This window comes from Catenovulum agarivorans DS-2 (assembly GCF_000568405.1).
Classification (GTDB): Bacteria; Pseudomonadota; Gammaproteobacteria; order Enterobacterales; family Alteromonadaceae; genus Catenovulum; species Catenovulum agarivorans_A.
In genome coordinates, this window is the sequence record NZ_ARZY01000048.1 from 1 (window position 1) to 19,159 (window position 19,159).

Annotated in this window: 19 protein-coding genes; 4 read left to right on the forward strand and 15 right to left on the reverse strand. The window is 39.3% G+C overall.

All coding sequences use genetic code 11. The features are described from left to right. Nucleotides 1–329 precede the first annotated feature (329 nt). Both DS2_RS17575 and DS2_RS17585 read right to left on the reverse strand, forming a co-directional pair. Nucleotides 330–548: a hypothetical protein gene (locus tag DS2_RS17575; RefSeq protein WP_035016286.1), complete on the reverse strand. Its 219-nt coding sequence runs from the start codon at nucleotides 546–548 to the stop codon at nucleotides 330–332. A gap of 352 nt (nucleotides 549–900) precedes the next feature. Next, complete coding sequence (locus DS2_RS17585) at nucleotides 901–1,248, reverse strand: FKBP-type peptidyl-prolyl cis-trans isomerase (RefSeq protein ID WP_035016288.1); 348 nt, start codon at nucleotides 1,246–1,248, stop codon at nucleotides 901–903. Nucleotides 1,249–1,369: 121 nt separating this feature from the next. Here DS2_RS17585 and DS2_RS17590 point away from each other — a divergent pair, with 121 nt between their 5' ends. Beyond that, nucleotides 1,370–3,556, forward strand: a complete 2,187-nt coding sequence (locus DS2_RS17590; RefSeq protein WP_035016289.1) for an OsmC domain/YcaO domain-containing protein — start codon at nucleotides 1,370–1,372, stop codon at nucleotides 3,554–3,556. Between the two features lie 91 nt (nucleotides 3,557–3,647). Here DS2_RS17590 and DS2_RS17595 read toward each other — a convergent pair whose 3' ends face one another. Then, a complete protein-coding gene (locus DS2_RS17595) occupies nucleotides 3,648–4,634 on the reverse strand; it encodes a ThuA domain-containing protein (protein WP_035016290.1) in 987 nt (328 codons plus the stop codon). Between the two features lie 209 nt (nucleotides 4,635–4,843). Here DS2_RS17595 and DS2_RS20090 point away from each other — a divergent pair, with 209 nt between their 5' ends. The 3 genes from DS2_RS20090 (at nucleotide 4,844) to DS2_RS17610 (ending at nucleotide 7,643) form a co-directional block, all read left to right on the forward strand. After that, entirely contained in the window at nucleotides 4,844–5,539 is a 696-nt protein-coding gene (locus DS2_RS20090; protein ID WP_152537640.1) for a c-type cytochrome, read from the forward strand. 66 nt (nucleotides 5,540–5,605) lie between these two features. Then, nucleotides 5,606–6,196, forward strand: a complete 591-nt coding sequence (locus DS2_RS17605) for a hypothetical protein (protein WP_035016291.1) — start codon at nucleotides 5,606–5,608, stop codon at nucleotides 6,194–6,196. Between the two features lie 13 nt (nucleotides 6,197–6,209). Further along, a complete protein-coding gene (locus DS2_RS17610) occupies nucleotides 6,210–7,643 on the forward strand; it encodes a DUF7133 domain-containing protein (RefSeq protein WP_035016292.1) in 1,434 nt (477 codons plus the stop codon). 304 nt (nucleotides 7,644–7,947) lie between these two features. Here the strand turns inward: DS2_RS17610 and DS2_RS17615 are convergent, their stop codons facing one another. The 12 genes from DS2_RS17615 to DS2_RS17670 all read right to left on the reverse strand — a co-directional run bounded on the left by DS2_RS17615 (nucleotide 7,948) and on the right by DS2_RS17670 (nucleotide 19,140). Then, complete coding sequence (locus DS2_RS17615; RefSeq protein WP_035016293.1) at nucleotides 7,948–8,544, reverse strand: class I SAM-dependent methyltransferase; 597 nt, start codon at nucleotides 8,542–8,544, stop codon at nucleotides 7,948–7,950. 123 nt (nucleotides 8,545–8,667) lie between these two features. Then, nucleotides 8,668–9,483 (reverse strand): hypothetical protein, encoded by an 816-nt coding sequence (locus DS2_RS17620; protein ID WP_035016294.1) that lies wholly within the window; start codon nucleotides 9,481–9,483, stop codon nucleotides 8,668–8,670. 292 nt (nucleotides 9,484–9,775) lie between these two features. Next, nucleotides 9,776–12,622 (reverse strand): insulinase family protein, encoded by a 2,847-nt coding sequence (locus tag DS2_RS17625; RefSeq protein ID WP_035016295.1) that lies wholly within the window; start codon nucleotides 12,620–12,622, stop codon nucleotides 9,776–9,778. Between the two features lie 21 nt (nucleotides 12,623–12,643). After that, nucleotides 12,644–12,850, reverse strand: a complete 207-nt coding sequence (locus DS2_RS17630; RefSeq protein ID WP_035016296.1) for a hypothetical protein — start codon at nucleotides 12,848–12,850, stop codon at nucleotides 12,644–12,646. A gap of 9 nt (nucleotides 12,851–12,859) precedes the next feature. Continuing rightward, nucleotides 12,860–13,903 (reverse strand): hypothetical protein, encoded by a 1,044-nt coding sequence (locus DS2_RS17635; protein WP_035016297.1) that lies wholly within the window; start codon nucleotides 13,901–13,903, stop codon nucleotides 12,860–12,862. Then, on the reverse strand, nucleotides 13,900–14,793 hold the full coding sequence (locus DS2_RS17640) for an ABC transporter ATP-binding protein (protein WP_035016298.1): 894 nt from the start codon (nucleotides 14,791–14,793) through the stop codon (nucleotides 13,900–13,902). The genes DS2_RS17635 and DS2_RS17640 overlap by 4 nt, the downstream gene beginning before the upstream one ends. Beyond that, a complete protein-coding gene (locus DS2_RS17645; RefSeq protein ID WP_235188638.1) occupies nucleotides 14,786–15,169 on the reverse strand; it encodes a GntR family transcriptional regulator in 384 nt (127 codons plus the stop codon). The genes DS2_RS17640 and DS2_RS17645 overlap by 8 nt, the downstream gene beginning before the upstream one ends. Continuing rightward, entirely contained in the window at nucleotides 15,166–16,068 is a 903-nt protein-coding gene (locus tag DS2_RS17650) for a GIN domain-containing protein (protein ID WP_152537641.1), read from the reverse strand. Before DS2_RS17650 ends, DS2_RS17645 begins: the two co-directional genes overlap by 4 nt. Nucleotides 16,069–16,363: 295 nt before the next feature. Further along, nucleotides 16,364–16,663, reverse strand: coding sequence for a hypothetical protein (locus DS2_RS17655; protein WP_051479981.1), 300 nt, complete (start codon nucleotides 16,661–16,663; stop codon nucleotides 16,364–16,366). Between the two features lie 61 nt (nucleotides 16,664–16,724). After that, nucleotides 16,725–17,444 carry a hypothetical protein gene (locus DS2_RS17660; protein WP_035016301.1) on the reverse strand — a complete coding sequence of 240 codons (720 nt, stop codon included), beginning with the start codon at nucleotides 17,442–17,444 and terminating at the stop codon, nucleotides 16,725–16,727. Between the two features lie 147 nt (nucleotides 17,445–17,591). Beyond that, nucleotides 17,592–18,110: a DM13 domain-containing protein gene (locus DS2_RS17665; protein ID WP_035016302.1), complete on the reverse strand. Its 519-nt coding sequence runs from the start codon at nucleotides 18,108–18,110 to the stop codon at nucleotides 17,592–17,594. A 94-nt stretch (nucleotides 18,111–18,204) separates the two neighbouring features. Further along, the gene (locus DS2_RS17670) at nucleotides 18,205–19,140 is read right to left on the reverse strand and encodes an aspartyl protease family protein (protein ID WP_035016303.1); all 936 of its coding nucleotides are present in this window, start codon (nucleotides 19,138–19,140) and stop codon (nucleotides 18,205–18,207) included. Nucleotides 19,141–19,159: the final 19 nt, after the last annotated feature.

Consider the following 19,159-nt stretch of genomic DNA (forward strand, 5'->3'; position numbering starts at 1 on the left):
TTAAAGTGTCCGGCTCAATTAAACCAGTTCAATCAAAGGTGAATACATCATGGTAGACAGCTTCACCAGGGTGCATTTGATAATGAAAATACATGCCTGACTGCATGCTGCTTAACGGAAATGCATCTACTACCTTATTGTTATTTTTACCTTTATTTTTTCTATGTGCGTTCAACTGTTTTAAATTTTATTTGTTGTTATAGGCAAGAAGCTGCTAAAGAATCCAACTTCAGTATTTAGCTTTGCGCCAACAGTTAAACATTATTTTCACAAAGTAGGTTTATGAATTCGTATGCAAAAACAGCAATGAACAGCAGGGAAATAGTTTGTTATTTAAGCAGGGAAGTAGACAATACAGGAAACCCAAAAAAGCAGAGGCCGACAAAAATGATTGTAATTCCATCGTTGTCGATATAACCAAGCATGAACAAAATTAAAGGTAATACAGCACCGACAAACCTGAGTAATTCTTTTACATAGGTTACAGGCACCACTGCAATTAACCAAAGTACTGACACGGCAAAAGCAATTATAAAAATTGAATCCAAACCTTACCTCTGAGTAGGTAGAAAGCACATTCAAGAAGCGACAAAATTCCAAGTATAACCAATGACAATAATTATTCTTGCTGAAACCAGCAGTTTGATTATGGTTTTATCGGATTGCTTGATTAATAGAGAAAATTCACTCTTCCCATAAACAGCGTTTTTTACTCTAACCCTGTCAGACTGGTAATAATGAATTTTCGGATCTTGCGGGATCTGTTTAGCGATTTTTCTAATGAACAAGTGTAGTAGCAAGCTCAGAAAAAATAATGTTGCTAAAACTATTATAAGCGCAAGCATTTAGTTACCTTTTTTAAATTTGCGTTTACCACATCCAGCTGGCATAGGTACGCGACTAATCGTCGCGCGTTAATACTTCTAATAACTCTATTTCAAAGGTTAAATCTGAGTTGGCTGGTAGTTTGTCGCCCATGCTGCGTTCGCCGTAAGCTAAATGTGATGGTACAAATAGTTTGCGTTTGCCACCTACTTTCATGCCCAATATGCCTTGATCCCAACCTTTAATTACTCGGCCTGTACCAATTACACATTGGAACGGGCGGCCTTTGTCGATTGATGAATCAAACTTGCTACCGTCATTTAAGTAACCAACATAATGGGTAGTAATTAATGCACCTTTAACCGCTTCTTTGCCGTCACCCACCACAATATCTGTGATTTCTAGTTCTTTTGTATCTGTCATATTTTGTTCCACGCGAAAAAATTAGATTTATCCAAGACGTCTGCTGTAAAAAATTGGATAATATACCCAAGCTTTTTTGAAGACATATGTTAAACACTCACCTAGTGAATTGGAATTTTTGATGGAAATTAAAGTAAATTATTTAGACAACTTACGCCTTGAAGCCAAATTTGACGATTTTACCGTCATTTCCGACCAACCAATTCGTTACAAAGGCGATGGCTCTGCGCCGGGTCCATTCGATTACTTTTTGGCTTCATCCGCTATGTGTGCCGCCTACTTTGTTAAGGTGTATTGTGCAGCGCGGGATATTCCAACCGACAATATTCGTTTAGCACATAACAATATTGTTGACCCAGAAAACCGCTACAAGCAGCAATTTAAAATTCAAATAGAACTTCCAGAAAGCATTTCAGAAAAAGATCGCATCGGTATTTTGCGCTCTATCGACCGCTGCACAGTTAAAAAAGTAGTGCAAACAGGCCCTGAGTTTGTTGTTGAAGCGGTAGAAAGTTTAGCACAAGACGCCTCGGCCATGATAATGGTTGATACAGATGAAAATAATCAAACCTTTATTGTTGGTAAAGATTTACCACTAGAAAAAACCATAGCTAATATGACTCAGCAGCTAGCTGATTTAGGTATGAAAATTGAGGTTTCATCATGGCGCAACATAGTACCAAATGTTTGGTCGCTGCATATCCGTGATGCCGCTTCGCCTATGTGTTTTACCAATGGTAAAGGCTCTAGCAAAGAAAGTGCCTTATGTAGCGCACTGGGCGAGTTTATCGAACGGTTAAACTGTAACTTTTTCTACAACGACCAATTTTTGGGTGAAGACATAGCCAATGCTGAGTTTGTCCATTACCCGAATGAAAAATGGTTTGAATTAACCGAAGACGACTCACTGCCAGCCGGCATGTTAGACGACTACTGTTTAGACATTTTTAACCCTGATGGCGAGCTGCAAGGCTCGCATTTAATCGACACCAACTCAGGCAATGTTGAACGTGGTATTTGTTGTATTCCGTACACACGCCACAGCGATGGTGAAACTGTTTATATTCCATCAAACATTATTGAAAACCTGTTTTTAAGCAATGGTATGAGCGCAGGTAACAATATTTTTGAAGCGCAAGTACAGTGTTTATCTGAGATATTTGAACGCGCGGTTAAACGCCAAATTATCGAACAAGAAATTGTTTTACCAGATGTACCAAAAGAAGTATTAGCCAAATATCCAAGCATAGTTGCGGGTATTGATGGTTTAGAACAGCAAGGTTTTCCAGTATTGGTGAAAGATGCATCTTTAGGGGGTCAATTCCCTGTGATGTGCGTCACCATTATGAATCCAAAAACGGGTGGTGTATTTGCTTCTTTTGGCGCGCATCCAAGTTTTGAAGTGGCGCTAGAGCGCAGCTTAACTGAGTTATTACAAGGGCGTAGTTTTGAAGGGTTAAATGACATTCCAAAACCTACCTTTAACAGCATGGCCGTTTCTGAGCCAGAAAACTTTGTTGAGCATTTTATCGACTCAACTGGGGTAATTTCATGGCGCTTCTTTAGCAGCAAATCTGAATATGAATTTGTTGAGTGGGATTTCTCTGGCACTAATGAACAAGAGTGCGAGACCTTATTCGGTATTCTAGCCGACTTAGGTAAAGAAGCTTATGTAGCTAAATTCGACCACCTAGGCGCAAGTGCTTGCCGCATCCTAGTGCCGGATTATTCAGAAGTGTACCCAGTTGAAGATTTAATTTGGGACAATACCAACAAAGCGCTGCACTACCGCGAAGATATTTTAAATATCCACCAGCTGTCGGACGATCAGTTAGTTGATTTATATGAGCGATTAGAAGAGAGCCAGCTAGATAACTATATCGACATTATTACCCTGATTGGCATTGAGTTTGACGAAAACACAGTATGGGGTCAGCTAACCATACTTGAGCTAAAAATTCTAATTTGCCTTGCGGTAGGTGAGCTTGAACAAGCAATCGAGTTAGTGGGTGAATTTTTACAATACAACGACAACACAGTTGAACGTAACTTATTTTACCAAGCGGTCAACGCTGCTTTAGAAGTAACCTTAGATGAAGAATTAGAGTTAGATGATTTCATTTTTAACTTTAAACGAATGTTTGGCGACGAAGTTATGGAAAACGTGGTTGGCTCAATTAATGGTGAAGTTAAATTTTATGGTTTAACCCCAACCAGTATGAAACTTGAAGGATTAGACAGACATTTACGTTTAATCGACAGCTATAAAAAATTACATAGCGCACGTAAAAAAGCGGCTGGTTTGTAATATAACCTGAACGCAAGCTGAGTTGCTAAAACGGCCGTTTAACTAAAAAGGTGAACATATGTTCACCTTTTTTGTTTGTGGAAAATATCTGTTATTTGCTTAAAGTAAACTTACGGCTGCTCGAAGCTTGTGCTGTTGGGAAATCATCAGGTAGTGCTTGAGTCACCTCACCGGTTGCAGCCCATTCAACTCCACGCTGCAATAAAGTAATTAAGCTGACTGACTCAAAGGCTTCGTCACCATGCCCTAAAGTTGTGTGGAATACACGACCCTTACCATAATCAATTACCATAACCACAGGCTCATGGCGCGGCTCTTTTTTCGGATTTTTATGTGAAAGCGAGGTTGCCAATATCGTCATATTTTGTGCAGGGCCACGTAAAGTTGCATATAACTCATCTTTAGCATGCATAAAGTTTTCAGGCATACCTTGCATAATTGGATGCTGTTGCTGCCTAACCTTAATCATAAACTCTTGTTGCGGGCCATGCGAACCACCACCACCAGGAGAATGATCAACAATTAGCTTGTCGTGTTCATTGTAATAAACCCAAGGGCCACTTTTATGATTACGACCACCCCAGCCACCAAGACCGATCATTTTGTTAAATTCAGTCCATTGTGGCCAGCTATTGTCCGCCGCATGCACAGAAACAAAACCGCCGCCTTGAGCGACAAATTTTTCTAATGCTAATTCAGTTGCACGTGGTAAGTTAGCCGCTTTCCAACCAAAGTTAGAGATGACCACATCATAATTTTCAAACTGAGGTGCAAAGTTTTTATCCGCTTTAGGTTGTGGTAAAGCTTGAGTTTTTTTGCCATCTTCTAGTGGAAACTGTTTAATTAGCTTATCACCTTTCCATGTGTAAGCGGTACGCGCAACATCAACAGTGAACATATTGGTTTCTTCTAAGTACTGCTTCATCATTACTGTCGACTTAGGCCAGTTCCCGTGGTTGTTTTGCCCATCCATAATTAATACTTTAATTTTGTCGGCTTTAGGCTCGGTTGTGGACATACAAGCCGACAGCAATAGAGCTGTGGTAATAGCCAACAAACCTATAATTTTATTCTTCATTTAGCACCTTCGTTATTAAATAAATCGTCTCAACCTGAACGCTGGATATATATTACAAATAGTTATCCAAAAACGAAATTTCAAATACAAATTCATCAATAATCATATTGAGATTAGCAAATTTTATACAGCTTTTAGTAGATAACACGCTGGAATGCGCAAATTCTTTGTATATAGTTAACAATAAAGCGAACCAAAAAGAAATAACTATGCAGCTAATAACCAAGCCACCAAGTTTTATCCTAGCTCTGCTAACTTCATTATTTTTGAGCCTAATCACAAGTAAACAAGTATTAGCCAATAAACCTGTTGCAGCAGGTAGCAAAACTTTTATGAGTTACTGTGCCTCCTGCCATGGCAAAGATTTAACCGGCGGAGTCGGTTTCAATTTAGTGGATGCACAATGGGTGCATGGCGACAACCCCGCGCAAATCGCTAACAATATACAGCAAGGTTTTGCCCAAGCAGGTATGCCTGGGTTTAAAGGTATTTTGAGCGACTCACAAATAAATGAAGTAGTTGATTTTATATTATCGAAGCAACAAGGTTTCAGAGATCTCAGCTACATAATTTACCAATTCCCCGAAAAGGCTGAAAAAAGCTTTGATTCAATAGGCTCACTCCCCATCGCCGGCCAAGGCCAATATAAAACAGGCCTAATCAACTTTGATTTGCCTGAAATTAAAAACTTTATCATTGAAGCTAGGGGTGACTTTTACGCACCTACCGATCAAGACACACAATTTAAAGTGCAATTTTTACCCCCGCAAACCTTAGTTGAACTTTGGGTTGACGGTGAAAAAATACCATACAGCAAACCCGTTTGGGGCGAGCGTGCATGGCCACTAAAACGAGGCAAACAACAAATCACCATTCGTTATAACTCAGTTGGCAAACCCAAATGACAAGGCAACGGGCTGCATTTTTTTGTAACCAATCAAGCGCAAAGCGTTAAGTTATTTGCCACCAGTGTGCAAGCCAAAGCCTATTTAGCCAACTCCAAACATGAAGTTTTGGTTAAAGATCAAGCCAGAGTTCAACGCAAAAAGGCAGTAAATTTACCCAGCCATTCAATTTTGGTTGGCCTACCACAAAAAGTTAACTACGCCTTTAACAGCCGCAGTTGTGCCATTGTTGGACTATGGCAAGGTGAGTTTTTAGATGTAGGGCCAAACATTCAAGGCCGTGGTAAAGATGGCAGTTTAGCCATGGGTGAATGGCTATTTCACCAACCTCATGCAATAAAACCAAGCAATGACACTAGCTGCCAATTTATCAAATACACAACCATTGGCGAGCCAAAGTTTTATTATCAACAACAGGGTTATGAGTTTGCAGTAACGGGCACAAGCAACAATAAAAACCAACTAAGTTTAAGCTATCAAGTGAAGAAATTACCTGCCAATACCAACCAAGCACGCATGCTTGAATTTGTTTTACCGCAAGTAGACAAACTCACTGTATCTAGCAAACAAGGCGAAATCAGCGCAGGTAAATTCAAAATTGACCTATCCAAACACTCAAGCTTTAGCTTGCAACTTAACTTAGCCAACGTTCAATAAAGAGTCTTAATAAATGAAATTTCCAACAATAAAAACACTGCTACTAGCTTGTTTATTTAGCTCAACAAATATTGCGGCAAACAACTACATACCTAAAGGATATTCAATAGAAACCATTAACACGCCAGAAAAAGTTGAGTTTCAAATAGCTGGGTTAGATGTAAACCCACAAGGCGAAGTTTATGTAGCCACCCGCTTAGGAGAAGTATGGCGTTACTATAACAAGCAATGGTCACAATTTGCTGAAGGATTGCACGAACCAACGGGTTTATTGTTAGAAGGTAATTCTGTACTAATTGCACACAAACCAGAATTAACTCGCTTACTTGATACAAATGGTGATAAAAAAGCGGATGAGTTTATTCACATTGCATCAGGCTGGCAGTTTCACGACAACTATCACGAATTTAATTTTGGCCCAGTAAAAGATAAACAAGGAAATTATTACGGCACGCTCAACTTGGGCCATGGCACACCAGGCGCATTTTCGTTAGGCGCTATGGACACAGCAGGCGGTTACCGAGGTTGGGCGTATCAAGTCACGCCTTCAGGTGAATTTATTCCATACGCCAGTGGTTTACGCTCACCAGCAGGTATTGGGATTAGTCCCAACAACGAAGTATTTTTTACCGACAATCAAGGTGATTGGGTTGAAACCTCCAAACTGCATTTACTTAAAAAAGATGCATTTTATGGCCACCCCACCTCATTACGAGACAAAACAGACTGGAGCCTTGAACGTATTAAACAAACACCTGCCGCTGAGTTTAATAAAATGCGTGAACTACCTGTGGTGTGGATCCCACATAAAGAAGTGGCAAACTCACCCGGCAATCCAGAATGGGATACTACAGCTGGTAAATTTGGCCCGTTTGCAGGGCAAATGTTTATTGGCGATCAAACCCAGTCAAACATATTTAGGGTGATGTTAGACAAGGTAAAGGGTCAGTACCAAGGGGCGGTGATTAACTTTATCAGTGGCTTTCAAAGCGGTAATATTCGCACAAAATTTGATAACCAAGGGCAACTCTGGGTTGCACAAACCACCCGCGGTTGGTCAGCCCAAGGCGACAAAGCTTTTGGATTACAAAAAGTTGTATGGAATGGCCAAACACCATTTGAGCTATTAGATATCAAACTAACCAAAACAGGGTTTAAGCTAAATTTCACCCAAGCAGTGAGCAACCCGCAAGCACTTGCAAAACAGATTAAAGTGCAGCAATGGCATTACTTGTACAGCAGCAATTATGGCTCTGCCAAACAAGAATTAACCCAACTGCCTGTGAAATCAATAAAATGGAATAACAGCAAAACCAGTGTTGATATAAACCTAGATTTAACCGCTGGCAAAGTTGTGCAAATAGACTTTCCAAATTTAATCAATCAGGCTGGTGAAAAGATGTCGGTAACAAGCGTTTATTACACGTTGAATCAGTTAATGGAGTAGTTTTGCTGCATCAGTTAAATTGAATAGATGTTACCTTGAACTGTTAGATTCGAACATCAGGACTGAATCAAATCTGACAGTCAGCTATGTGTCAAAAGCAGAAACAGGCGTATCAATTTCAATGTCAGCTAACTGATAACAAGCTGACATTTAAACAACTCAAACTTTGCATAATTTGTAGGTCTGGTAAGCCGGAGGCGCACCTGACAATGTCGTGGTAAGTCAGAGGCGCACCTGACAATTTGGCAAATCAATAAAAATGTTAGTGTTGTGGGGCTGGGGTTAGATACCCTCGGCTACCCGATTATGTACGTTTCACCGCAACCACGGAATATGTATGCCAATGCTTCATTCTGCCCAATGCTGTTTGGGCATTTTCATCACGCTCAATGAATCTGACTATTTCAAAGTTAGAGAATAAACCCTTTACCTCTAATTCCGACAGAGGTGTAGTTGGACTAAGATAGTTTTCAGCCCAACTATCTTTAAAGCCCATGAAATCACCAGCAAACACACCACCGACTTCAATTGAAGATTTAATATTGTTCCAAGTCGTTTCAAACTGGTTTGGGTCAGCAAAGAATAGGCTTGAATTTGCGATAACAACACCAGATGTTGGATACTCGAAAGACTCAAACGAAGACTCTGAAATGTCCACTAACGACTTTGCACCAAACCTGTCTCGACAAATAGCAACAGCGTCCGGGTTAACATCGAAGCCGTGAACTCGAAAACCCTGTTGTTCTAAATAGTGGATATCGCTGCCTGTTCCGCAACCACAATCAGTGGCTACCTTGAGATTTGATTCATTAAGTCGAACTGCAAACTCAGTACGTTTTGAGTGTGGACGAGATAATGCTTTTTCATAGTACTGACGCCAAATTTCAGCATTTTTATTCATAAGTTTCTGATTTTCCGTAACGCCGCAAACAACAGCACATAGGTTGGCAGTGTTTTTGCCGCTTTTTGTTTTGGCAAAAACGATGCCAGCCGTATTGCGTCTGTTTGTTTTGCCTTATTAGGCTTATTTTCCCCATGCCCACTGTTTCTTTCTAAGAGCTGAATTTTTAGGTGTTAGGAAAAAAGGAAAAAATTCAAACATAAAGGGGATTTCATTTTCTTTATCTTGTGCAGCATACAATTCTTGTAATTTGTTGCACTGGTATCTTAACACCCCATGAAATGGATGGAGAGTTTCAATAATTGACCACACGATATGAGGATTTGCCTTTTCAGTTGCAGACATCAAATAATAGAAGTCCATCTTTGTAATCCATTCACCATCTACATTTTGTTGCCATTTTCCAGACATTCCTGAACGGTCAATAACTTGTATTGAGTCATTTTGTAACTTTGTACGAACATCACTGCGAAGACTCCAGATATGATCATCAATAACCGATAACCAAAGACTAATTGGATCTTCATTTTTAGAGTGATTAGTTAATACATCTAGATTGTAATACCGGGACCCTTTAGCAAATTCTGTAAGAGTTGAAACGATCTTACTTTTCTTATCACAGAGTTTTAGTCTTGTCCTTAGCCCATAATTTTCTGGTAATTCAGAGCAACTTTCATATAACTCTTTGATGTTATGACCAAAAGCTTTTAATTCTTTATTCGTAGGGTTTTTCAGCTTGTTATTAAGCTTATGATCTAGAATAAGTACTATTTTCATTAAACGCTCAAAACCTGTCGCTAACTCAAATAAGCCAGAATAAAATAGACCTCTTCGAGTATCATCAATATTTGCATTTCTAATTGAGTTTAATCCACCTAGAAGACTAGACATAGTCAAATGTCCCTCTTGAGTCAGCAACCTATAGTTTTGAGTAAACATGGACCTCTACTTCCCTAAACCTAACAATTTATACATACGCGGTTTACGCAATTTTCTGCTAAACCTGCTCCGCATATTTCTCATTATTGTATTTTTAACAAATTCCCTAACTCTTTGCCAAGTATATTATTTTTCCTACAACAAAAAATATTTTCAGCAAAAAATGCGCAGATTGCTCAACGTCTTGAACATAGGGAAGTAATACCCACCAGAAGAAGCCTAAACCCATTCATCTAATCTCTCTGATAAGGTATAAGCTTCTACCTAAATACTGCAAAACTGGCGAGCAAAGCTATTTCACTTTTGCAGGCTCAAACTTACTACCGACCACTTCAACTCGATACAACTGGTGTTTCTCTGGGTCAGTCACTTCAGCAAATATGTTTTGTACATCCGCTAAGGTAACTTGTTGTAAATTGGCTAATAATGTTTCACGTGAATCAAATTCAAAATTACCTTGATTAAAGTCTGCCAAAAACGCATGCATTTCTTGGTAGATATTTTTCGGCGGTTGGTTAATTTGTTGAATAATACTGGCGGTTAAATTATTCACCACGGCCGCTGGCAGCATTTTTAATTGAGCGGCAAACTGCTGGTTAAACGCATTTATTTGCTCAATTATTTGCTCGGCCGAATGCGACTTACTTTGCACCATAAACCCCCAAGCTGGAAATTGATTTATTTGCATAGGTGAACTGCCCACCACATAACCTATCTCTTTGTCCGTTCTAAGTGTTTTGAAAAACATAGGTTGGTACAAGGCATTCAAGGTTAGAATTTGACTAAACTTTTTCAGTGATTTTTCTGGCAACCAGTATTGTTGCAATATAGCAACATCAGTGTGTTCAGCGGTCAACTGGCTTTGTGCTGCTGATACCTTTACCTCAGCAGGATAATACAAATCTGCTGCTTGGCGGTTTGTGGGCAGCTTGCTCAACAAGGTATCCATTATTGTGCTTATATCCGCTTGTTGGTAATTGCCAAACGCGAATAGATTTAAAGCGTTGTTGGCGAGCAATTTTTTATGATGCTCTACTACATCTTGATAAGTTAATTGTTCAAGCGCCTTGGCTTGTTCGTGATATCGCCATGCAGTTGCATGAATTAGCGAGCCCATTTCTTTTTGTGCTTGCGCGGTTAATGGGTCGTTGTCACGATTGGTTAACCAAGCAAGAGCTTCGTCTTTTTTCTGGTTAAAAATTCTTTCATCCACTTTTAACTCAATTAGGCTGCTAAACACACTGGTCATCAATTTTAAGTGTTGCTCGGTTGGCCCAGACAACGATACTTTTAAGTTTTTATCCATGCCTTCACCAACAGATACTTTTATGCCAGCTTGCTGCGCTGCATTGGTTTGTGCAAGTGTTGCCTCTGTCCATAAATGTTTGAGGATATCGGCTGCCATATACTGTTTAATGTTTGATGCGGCTAAATCAGAATTTAACGTAAGCTCGATATAGCCCTGATTTTGCTGAAAATGTTGGCTATGCGCCAACCAAGCATATGCACCTTTTTTATTTACTATGGCAGTGGGTTTAAGTAATTTTTCTGCGGTTGCAGAGCTTGGCGCTGAGTCAGCGTTTGTTGCATCCGCTGTTTGCAATAACTCATTTTTATCTGGTAAAGATAAGTTAATTGCCGCGGCTTGTTGTTGCCACTGTTTCAATTCTGCTTGGCTAATTGCTTGAGTGTCGAATTGCCCATCAGCGTAAGTGAGTTGTTGCGTCGCGGTTATATCGTTACCTCTGTGCCAAACACGCATTTGGCTAAAATCAATTTGGCTTAGCAACTGGTTAATTTGCTGCTCGGAAAACTCACCAACATCAAATAAGCCTTTGATTATGTATTGGGCTGGTTGGGTGTGCAGCATAGGGGATAAATGCGTGGCTAAACGCAATGGGGAAGGCATATTAAAGTTGATAAAATTGTTGTGCATAACTTGTTGTAGCTCAGCAAAATAACTTTGTTGAATGCCTTGGTTTTGTATTAGCTTAAAATACGCTTGGGTTGCAGCAATTATCTGATCTTTATTGTTTTTGCCTTTATCCGTGAGTGAGTAGCTAATTTCAATATAACCATTGTCACCATAATAACTATGGTCCATGCCAATGCCCGCTCCATTTATTAAGCCTTGTTTGCTTAAATAATCGTACAGGGTATTTTCATCTTTGCTGTTAAATAACTTATGCACATAAGTAAAGGGTTTATCTTGCCAATGGTAATTGTCGATTTTATACGGAAACTGCAAAATCAGCTGTTTAATATCATTAATGGTTTTTTGGTAGATATGTTGATTCAGCTCATTTTTAGTTAACCCTTTGGCAGTCACCAAAGGCTCTGGTGTATTGTGGTTTTTAATAGCGGCAAAATGTTGTTTAGCAAGTTGTGCTAGCTCATCTAAACCAGCTTGGCTAACTATCACTAAGTTCATTAAATTAGCCGAATAATAGATATGATAAAACTCGCGCATTTGTGCATAAAGCTCTGAATCTGTTTTATCTGATAACGTTTGTTTATTGCCCATGCTAAAAATATGAATAGGATGGCCTGCTGCACTGGTCTGGTTGTTAATTAACATTCTTGCAAATTGGTCATCTGATTTACGCATCGACCATTCGTTATCAATCGCGCTCAGTTCTTTTTCGCTATAAGTCTTGTCAAACAGTGGAGCAGTGAAAAACTCACTAAATCGAGCTAACGACTCATCTAGCTTGCCATCGACTACTTGGTAGTAATAATTGGTGTTTGAACGCGCGGTATAGGCATTACGCACACCACCGTTTTCACTTAAAAATTTATTAAACCCATCTGGTTCAGGATAACTTTTTGTCCCCAAAAACAGCATATGCTCTAAATAGTGCAGCAAACCAGGCTGACTAACAGGGTTATTTAAACTGCCTACTCTTACATCTAGCGACACAGCGGCCGTCTGTGTTGCTGGATCGGACACCAATAATACGCGCATGTTGTTTTCTAAGGTTATAAAGCGATATTGCCGAGTATCGTTAGGGCTTTTGATGATGTCTGATTCAGCAACATATTCAGGGAATGATTCAACCTGAGTCACCTTGGTTTGAGTGCAACCAGCAAGGGTTATGAGCCCTGCGGCGGCGATATATTTCAATGATTTAAGTTTCATATTGAGTCCTTCTTATAAAGTTTATTCTTTCCTATCAGTTATTACATGTGTACTAACCAACCACTTGGCTGTCATCCAAGCGGCTAAAGCACACATAGCAAATATATAAGCAACATCTATAGGTTTATTTAATGCACGGCTAATTAAACTCGGTATTGCCGTCATAATGGCGGCATGCGCTACATACCTAAGCATAAATTGGAAAATCAGTTTTTGTTCTGATTTCATACCCACCCCCTATGCTTGCTGTTTTTGTCTAAGTTTAATGACCGCAGCAATGAGCAATATGGCGGCAACAATACAAGCTGTGAGCTGACTGTAATCAACAGGTGGGAAGTTATCACCCCACAACACAGTCCATTTAATATGTTGGCTATGGGTTAAACCGCTACTGAAATATTCTTTGATGGTATTGTTCAGCCAAGGTGTATCAAATAACATCCGTTCTACAGCTAAAATCAACATAACAAATGCAGGCATAATCGCAGGCAGTGATTTATACCTAGATACCAACATAAACATAGCGAGTAACAAGGCATACGCAGGCAAAAACCAAAATAGCTTAAAGAAAAATGCAGGAGCCAACATCCCTAATTCAACTAAAGCCATCCAAGCAACCGGATAGACAGCCACTATGTCAGCACTGCTTTTCGCCATTTCAATAACAGTCCATAAAATTAAAAATAGGCTGAGTCCTAAATAAGTCGCTAACAAATAAATACAGGGGATAACCAAAAACACATAAATAAATTTAGTGGTAATAATTTGAAAATCAGACACAGGCAATGAACGCCAAAACAACAAACTTTGGTCTTTTTTATTGGCGACTAACCCCATAGTGAGTGGAATGATCAGCAAGCCCATCAGCATTAATTCAAACAAATCTGTAGTTTGAGTAATGCGGTTTTCAATATCATCTTTTAACGCATGTTGTGGTTTGTGATATCGCTTGGTGTCATTAAGATTTTCGTATTCATAGCGAATAAGTTCAGGGTTAGATTGCAACACAGGGCTAGCCAACCACTTAAATTCGCGTTCGACCTCGCTCAAAGCTGAGTCAGCTTGTTCGCTATCAAATAACAATGTGATTTTGTTATTACTTTTTGCTGACAACATAACTTGATCGGTTATCGAAAACTGTAAGTTGCCACTGAAGGTAATTAACAACAGCCAAGCACAAGCCAAACCTGTAAGCGTAGCGGAAATAGCGAAAGGTGCGTTAAAACTAATATGTTTTAACTCCCAAAACTCCCGCTTAAATTGCATTACTATTTGTTTCATGCCGCTGCTCCTTGGCTACCTTTTGCAGAGTTTTGTGATTTATTAACTTGGGTCATAGCGACAAACAAGTCACCCAACGAAGGGGTCGATGTGTTTCCCAGTTGGTTCAGTTCATCTGCCGTGACACCATCAAATAAATAACGTTTTTCAGTGACGCCACCTAAAGTTGCCAAAGGTTGAAAGCTGTGCTGAGTAAAATCTATTGCGCTGGTGCTATGCAATTGGACGAATCTAGCTTCAATATCCTCAATACCAAAGTCAGCCATAATGGTGCCAGCATCAATAAAAATAACCCGCGTGAGTATGTGTTCTATCTCTTCTATTTGATGGGTGGTCACTACTATGGTGTTGTGTTTATCAAAATAGTCGTCTAACAAATTTTGATAAAAAGCTTTGCGGTGTACTATGTCTAGCCCAAGGGTTGGTTCGTCTAATACCAGTAGTTCAGATTTAACTGCCATTGCCAAAGCCAAGTGCAGTTTAGTGACCATACCTTTAGACATTTCCGATATTTTTAGTTGCTCTGTAACACTTGAGCCTTGCAAAAAATGCCGAGCTAAATTGATATCAAAATTAGGATGCATAGTTTGCATATATTCAAATAACTGAGATACGCTAATCCAATGCGGCAAGGTATTGGTGTCGGAGATAAAACTCACTTTCGACATCAGCTGAGTACGTTGTTTCGCTGGGGTATAACCGCATACAGTCACCTCACCTTGATAGGGTGTTAGCCCTAATAAACTTTTTAGTAAGCTGGTTTTCCCCGCGCCATTGGTGCCAATAACCCCAACAATTTCGCCTTGGCCTATTTGAAAATTCAGCCCATTTAAGACTGTTTTTTTGCCATATTTTTTAATTAGATTTTGGGCATCAATTAATTTAGTCATGCGCTCCCTCCTGCTGCTTGTTTATCCAATCCACCACATGCTCTGATTCAATCTCTAAACGAACGATTTTTTGCCAGATTTGTGGTAATTCTTGCTGAAAAAATTGCTGTCGCTGCGCTTGTTTTAATGATTCTATTGCGCCTTCTACAACAAACATGCCGAGCCCCCTTCTCTTTTCAATTAAGCCTGCTGCTAATAATTCATGCAGCGCTTTTGACACAGTAATATGGTTAATATTTAAGTCTGAACAGATAACACGCACTGAAGGCAAAGCATCACCTTCGGCAAAAGCGCCTTCCACAATCGCATTTTTGAGCTTGTCGGCGAGCTGCTTATAAATGGGCGCGTCACCTTGCCATTGTTTATTGATAGTCAAAGTCCCACCGCTTTTACCTGAGCTTTATCTTTTAAATCTGTCTTAACTATCGCTTTCCCTTGATAACTAACCATTCCTTGATTTAACCCATTTACCGTCAATACCTCTACGTTGCCTAAGTTAACTTTGCCATTGTGGGTTACTTTTACGTCTGCGGTTTTTACTTGGCTATCTTGTAGTTCCATCAAAGCATCAACTGAGGCATATAAAGCAACAAAATCAGCGCTCGATTGTTTGTTTAAACGCATTTGCGTTTTATAGGTGCCACTTAAATACAGGCTAGCTGTATTGGAGTTTTCTATGCTCATGCGCGCATGATCAAACAAACCTACGTTAATCATTTCTGCAGTGTGGTTTTGAAAGAGAATTTTAGGTGCGCCGTAACCTCTAAATTGATTCATTTTTATTTGGCTATCACGCACAACTAAGGTTGCTGTATGTTTTATTTGCCCTACTAGGTTTTGATAATTGAGGTTATTAAAAGTGACTCTAGATTCACCGGTTATTTCTAACGCTAAAGCTTGGTCAGTAAAGTTTTCAACCGCTAGCCAATGAGCATGATGCGCAGTTAATTGACTGAGCTTGTTTAAGTTGACAATTACATGGGCAATTGGGGTTTTATCCCATGATTCGACCGAGCCCCTGTCCACCGCTTTAATAAATAGCAGTTTATTTTGCTCATTTTCTTCAATGCCAACTTTCAGCTGGTCAACACTATTTTTACGCCAATATATTTCAACCGACTGTTGTGAGTTTTGGGTGAGTTCAAGGGTTATAAAACCACTCACATAAACTTGACTGATAACTTGGTCTTGTAAGTCGATACGTTTGTGTAAACTTTGCTCTGCACTAACACTCATCGAGCACAGCAACAACATTAATCCAATAAACCTTTGCATTATGATCTTGTTCCTTCTACTGAAGCCTGACGGTGATATATAAAAGCATAACACCACAACAAGATCAACATAATACTGTTAACAATAAAATATATCTATAAAAATTACTCAAATGATGCCAACCAAAAGTGTAAAAGAATTAGCTTTTTTGTTGTGATGCTAAATTATTCTGTTTGGAAATTATGCGAAAACCAAACAGAAACATTAATCCAGCAACAAACTAGTACCAGCGGTAATTGTAAAACCGCTGACCATCTCTGGAAACATCATCGACAAGGGAATAGTCGCTAAACCTCTAATTAAACAAAGCTGAAATGCTATAACTTGCCGCAGTTAAAAAGGGTAGCCTTGTAATAATTTGCGCAGCTGACAATGCAAATAAGCCACAAATTAAGAATAGAGCTGAAACAATTACAGTCGCAATGGGCGCGAGTAATGTGCCGTTTTGTGCTGATTCAATAAGATCTGGCGGGGCCATTTGTGCTTGGTAACAACTTGGCCCTAAATAAATACACGACATGTGGGCAATTGCAGTAAAAACCGCAATTAATGCGAAAGTTATCAACATACCCAGGGCTAGATATTTGTTATTCATGGATAACTCCTTGTAATAATAAATTCCTACGGATGTTGCAGCTTTATTTTAAATAATTAGGTTAGTTAATCCAGTCTATCGCGAAATAAAAAATTACGGGCAATACAAATTTTGCGGCCTTTTTGCTTTTAACAATGATCATTTGCCCAGCACTTTTACCTATATGTTCTCCATAAATTAATTGGTCGTATTTATCGGTTTGTTTACGCAGTTTTTTAAATGAAGTTTCAAGGTTTTGGCTAAGTTGGTAGTCCGTAACTAAAAAATCGAGTAGTTTAAGAGTAAGGACATTGGTATCTAGCAGTTTTTTATCTAATACTAAAACTTTTATTTCCTGCTTGTTAGTGTCAGTTGATCCCTTTTTTATTGCATCAACTGGGTTTTCTACCAAAAAATATACATTGATATAATACCTTCTACCATATTTAGTAGGAACAAAGCTTTCATTGCAGCTAATGAATTTGTCTTGATTTACCAATGGGTAATCTATCTCTTTGCTACCGGAGTTGGCAGTCCGCACGACCTTTGTTGCCAAATTAACATACACATGTCTTAGCTTAACTGCCCTTTTGATATAGATATGCATGCATAACATAACAATTAAAGCAGAAATTATAGCTAGGGTAAAACTAATGGTTAAAGCATAACCGCAGACTCCTCCCGTAAACAATGCAAGAAATTGCAGAATTAAATAATCTTTAAAGGCGGATTCGCTATTACTAAAATAAAGCCTATCTTTATCAAATTTGATTTTGGTGGGGTAAATAATTAGATCGCGCACAACACAAACTGTAAACAATTAACAAATTAGCATTATACGGGTAAAACAATTAAAGAAAAAGTCCGAATAGCACTTTAATATATTAAAGATTTTGGCTCTAAAATGAGCCTTCCCCCTAATATATTAAAGTAATCAGGTAAAACTCAGCTACATAAATAAGCCATCACCAAAACTAACGTTAAAGTCGGCGCACCAGACACTTAGGCCGTTCATTTTATCTAGTTGTGTGGCTGACTCTAGCGTTACTTCGATTGTATCGCCGCTATACACAGTGCCATTGAGCTTTTCGCCTAAAATAAAACCCGCACCATCATCGCGGTAGTCGCCATCAATGCCACCATAAAAATATACCGCAGGGCCACCACCGTCATAATTAAATGCGGATACTCGAATGGTGCAATTATCAACTATTTGTGCCGAGCCACTAACATCGTGGGCTAAATTACTAAACACCATGGTTTGGCCAACACTTGGATGATCGTTTTGTCCACATTGATATTGTGCAGTCATGTCGTCTTTTTTCTCATCCATTTTATCGTCGGCCATTTGTTCCATGCCGTCGTTTTCAGTGCCTGTGTTTATGTCCACACTGGTATCGCTCCCACAAGCAGCTAAAGCAAAAATGGTGGCAAAAGCTAAAGATAGTTGTTTGAGTTGCAATGTCATCTGTCGGTCCTCGGTTTAAACAAATAGCTTGGGTTTTTTACAAGCACATGACCAACCAGACCGACATTTGTACAAAAAACTTTCAGCTTACAGCTTACAGCTTAATTTCTAACTCACCATTGGTTTTAATAACAATTTGTGCTGTGTTTAACACATCCATCCCCAATATTGATATTTCTCTGTTATACACATTAACTTGCGGTAATTGACGATTTGCTTTACCAAGCATAAATGTTATCGGGCCAGCCATTTTATTTGATTGAACGTTGCCAGCAAGACCAACTGTTTGAGAAGCGTGATCTGACAATATATGCTGTGCATAACGCCCACTAACACTGGAAGTTGTTGCACCTGTGTCAATTAAATAAAGTTGCTCTGTATGCTGCTTATTCCCAGTCAATACAGTTAATTGCACCAGAGGTTGCTTTATTTTGGCTTGCGACAACGCAAACGTTGCATAGTCGGCATTGTCTAGCTGACATGTCGCAGACATCAACGAAGCCACCACGGCCTGATTGTTTAACAAATCAACATGAATACAGGCATTATTTTGTGAGATTAAACTTTGTGGGCTAACAATACCATCTAAGCCAAGGTTGTTTAGATAAGGAATATCCGCAGCTACTGGGTAAAGTATTTTAAATGAGGTTGCATCTTCAGTAGCAACTTTAAGGGCTGCTAATTTGCCCACTTGCACTATGTTATTAGCAGCATCTCTAACTGGGTATGTGCCCGTGTCGGTTATTGCAATTTTGTGCAAAAACGCTCGGCTGATCACTGCATGAGTGGCGCCGGTATCAAAAGCAAATAGTCCTTGCTGCCCATTTACAATTAATTTTACGATTGGCAATGAACCTAGCTGTTGCGTTTGTGGTAACTGATGTGCTCTATATATTGGTATGTGTTTTTCTGGGAAATAATGTTCTGTTGAAGTTGCTTCTTTGGCTGAACTGTAGCTTGTAGCAGGCTGTGGCGAACAAGCGCAAACAGCCAAAATTAGCGACAATAACTTAAACACATGCAATGGCATAACTACGTCCTTGATAAAG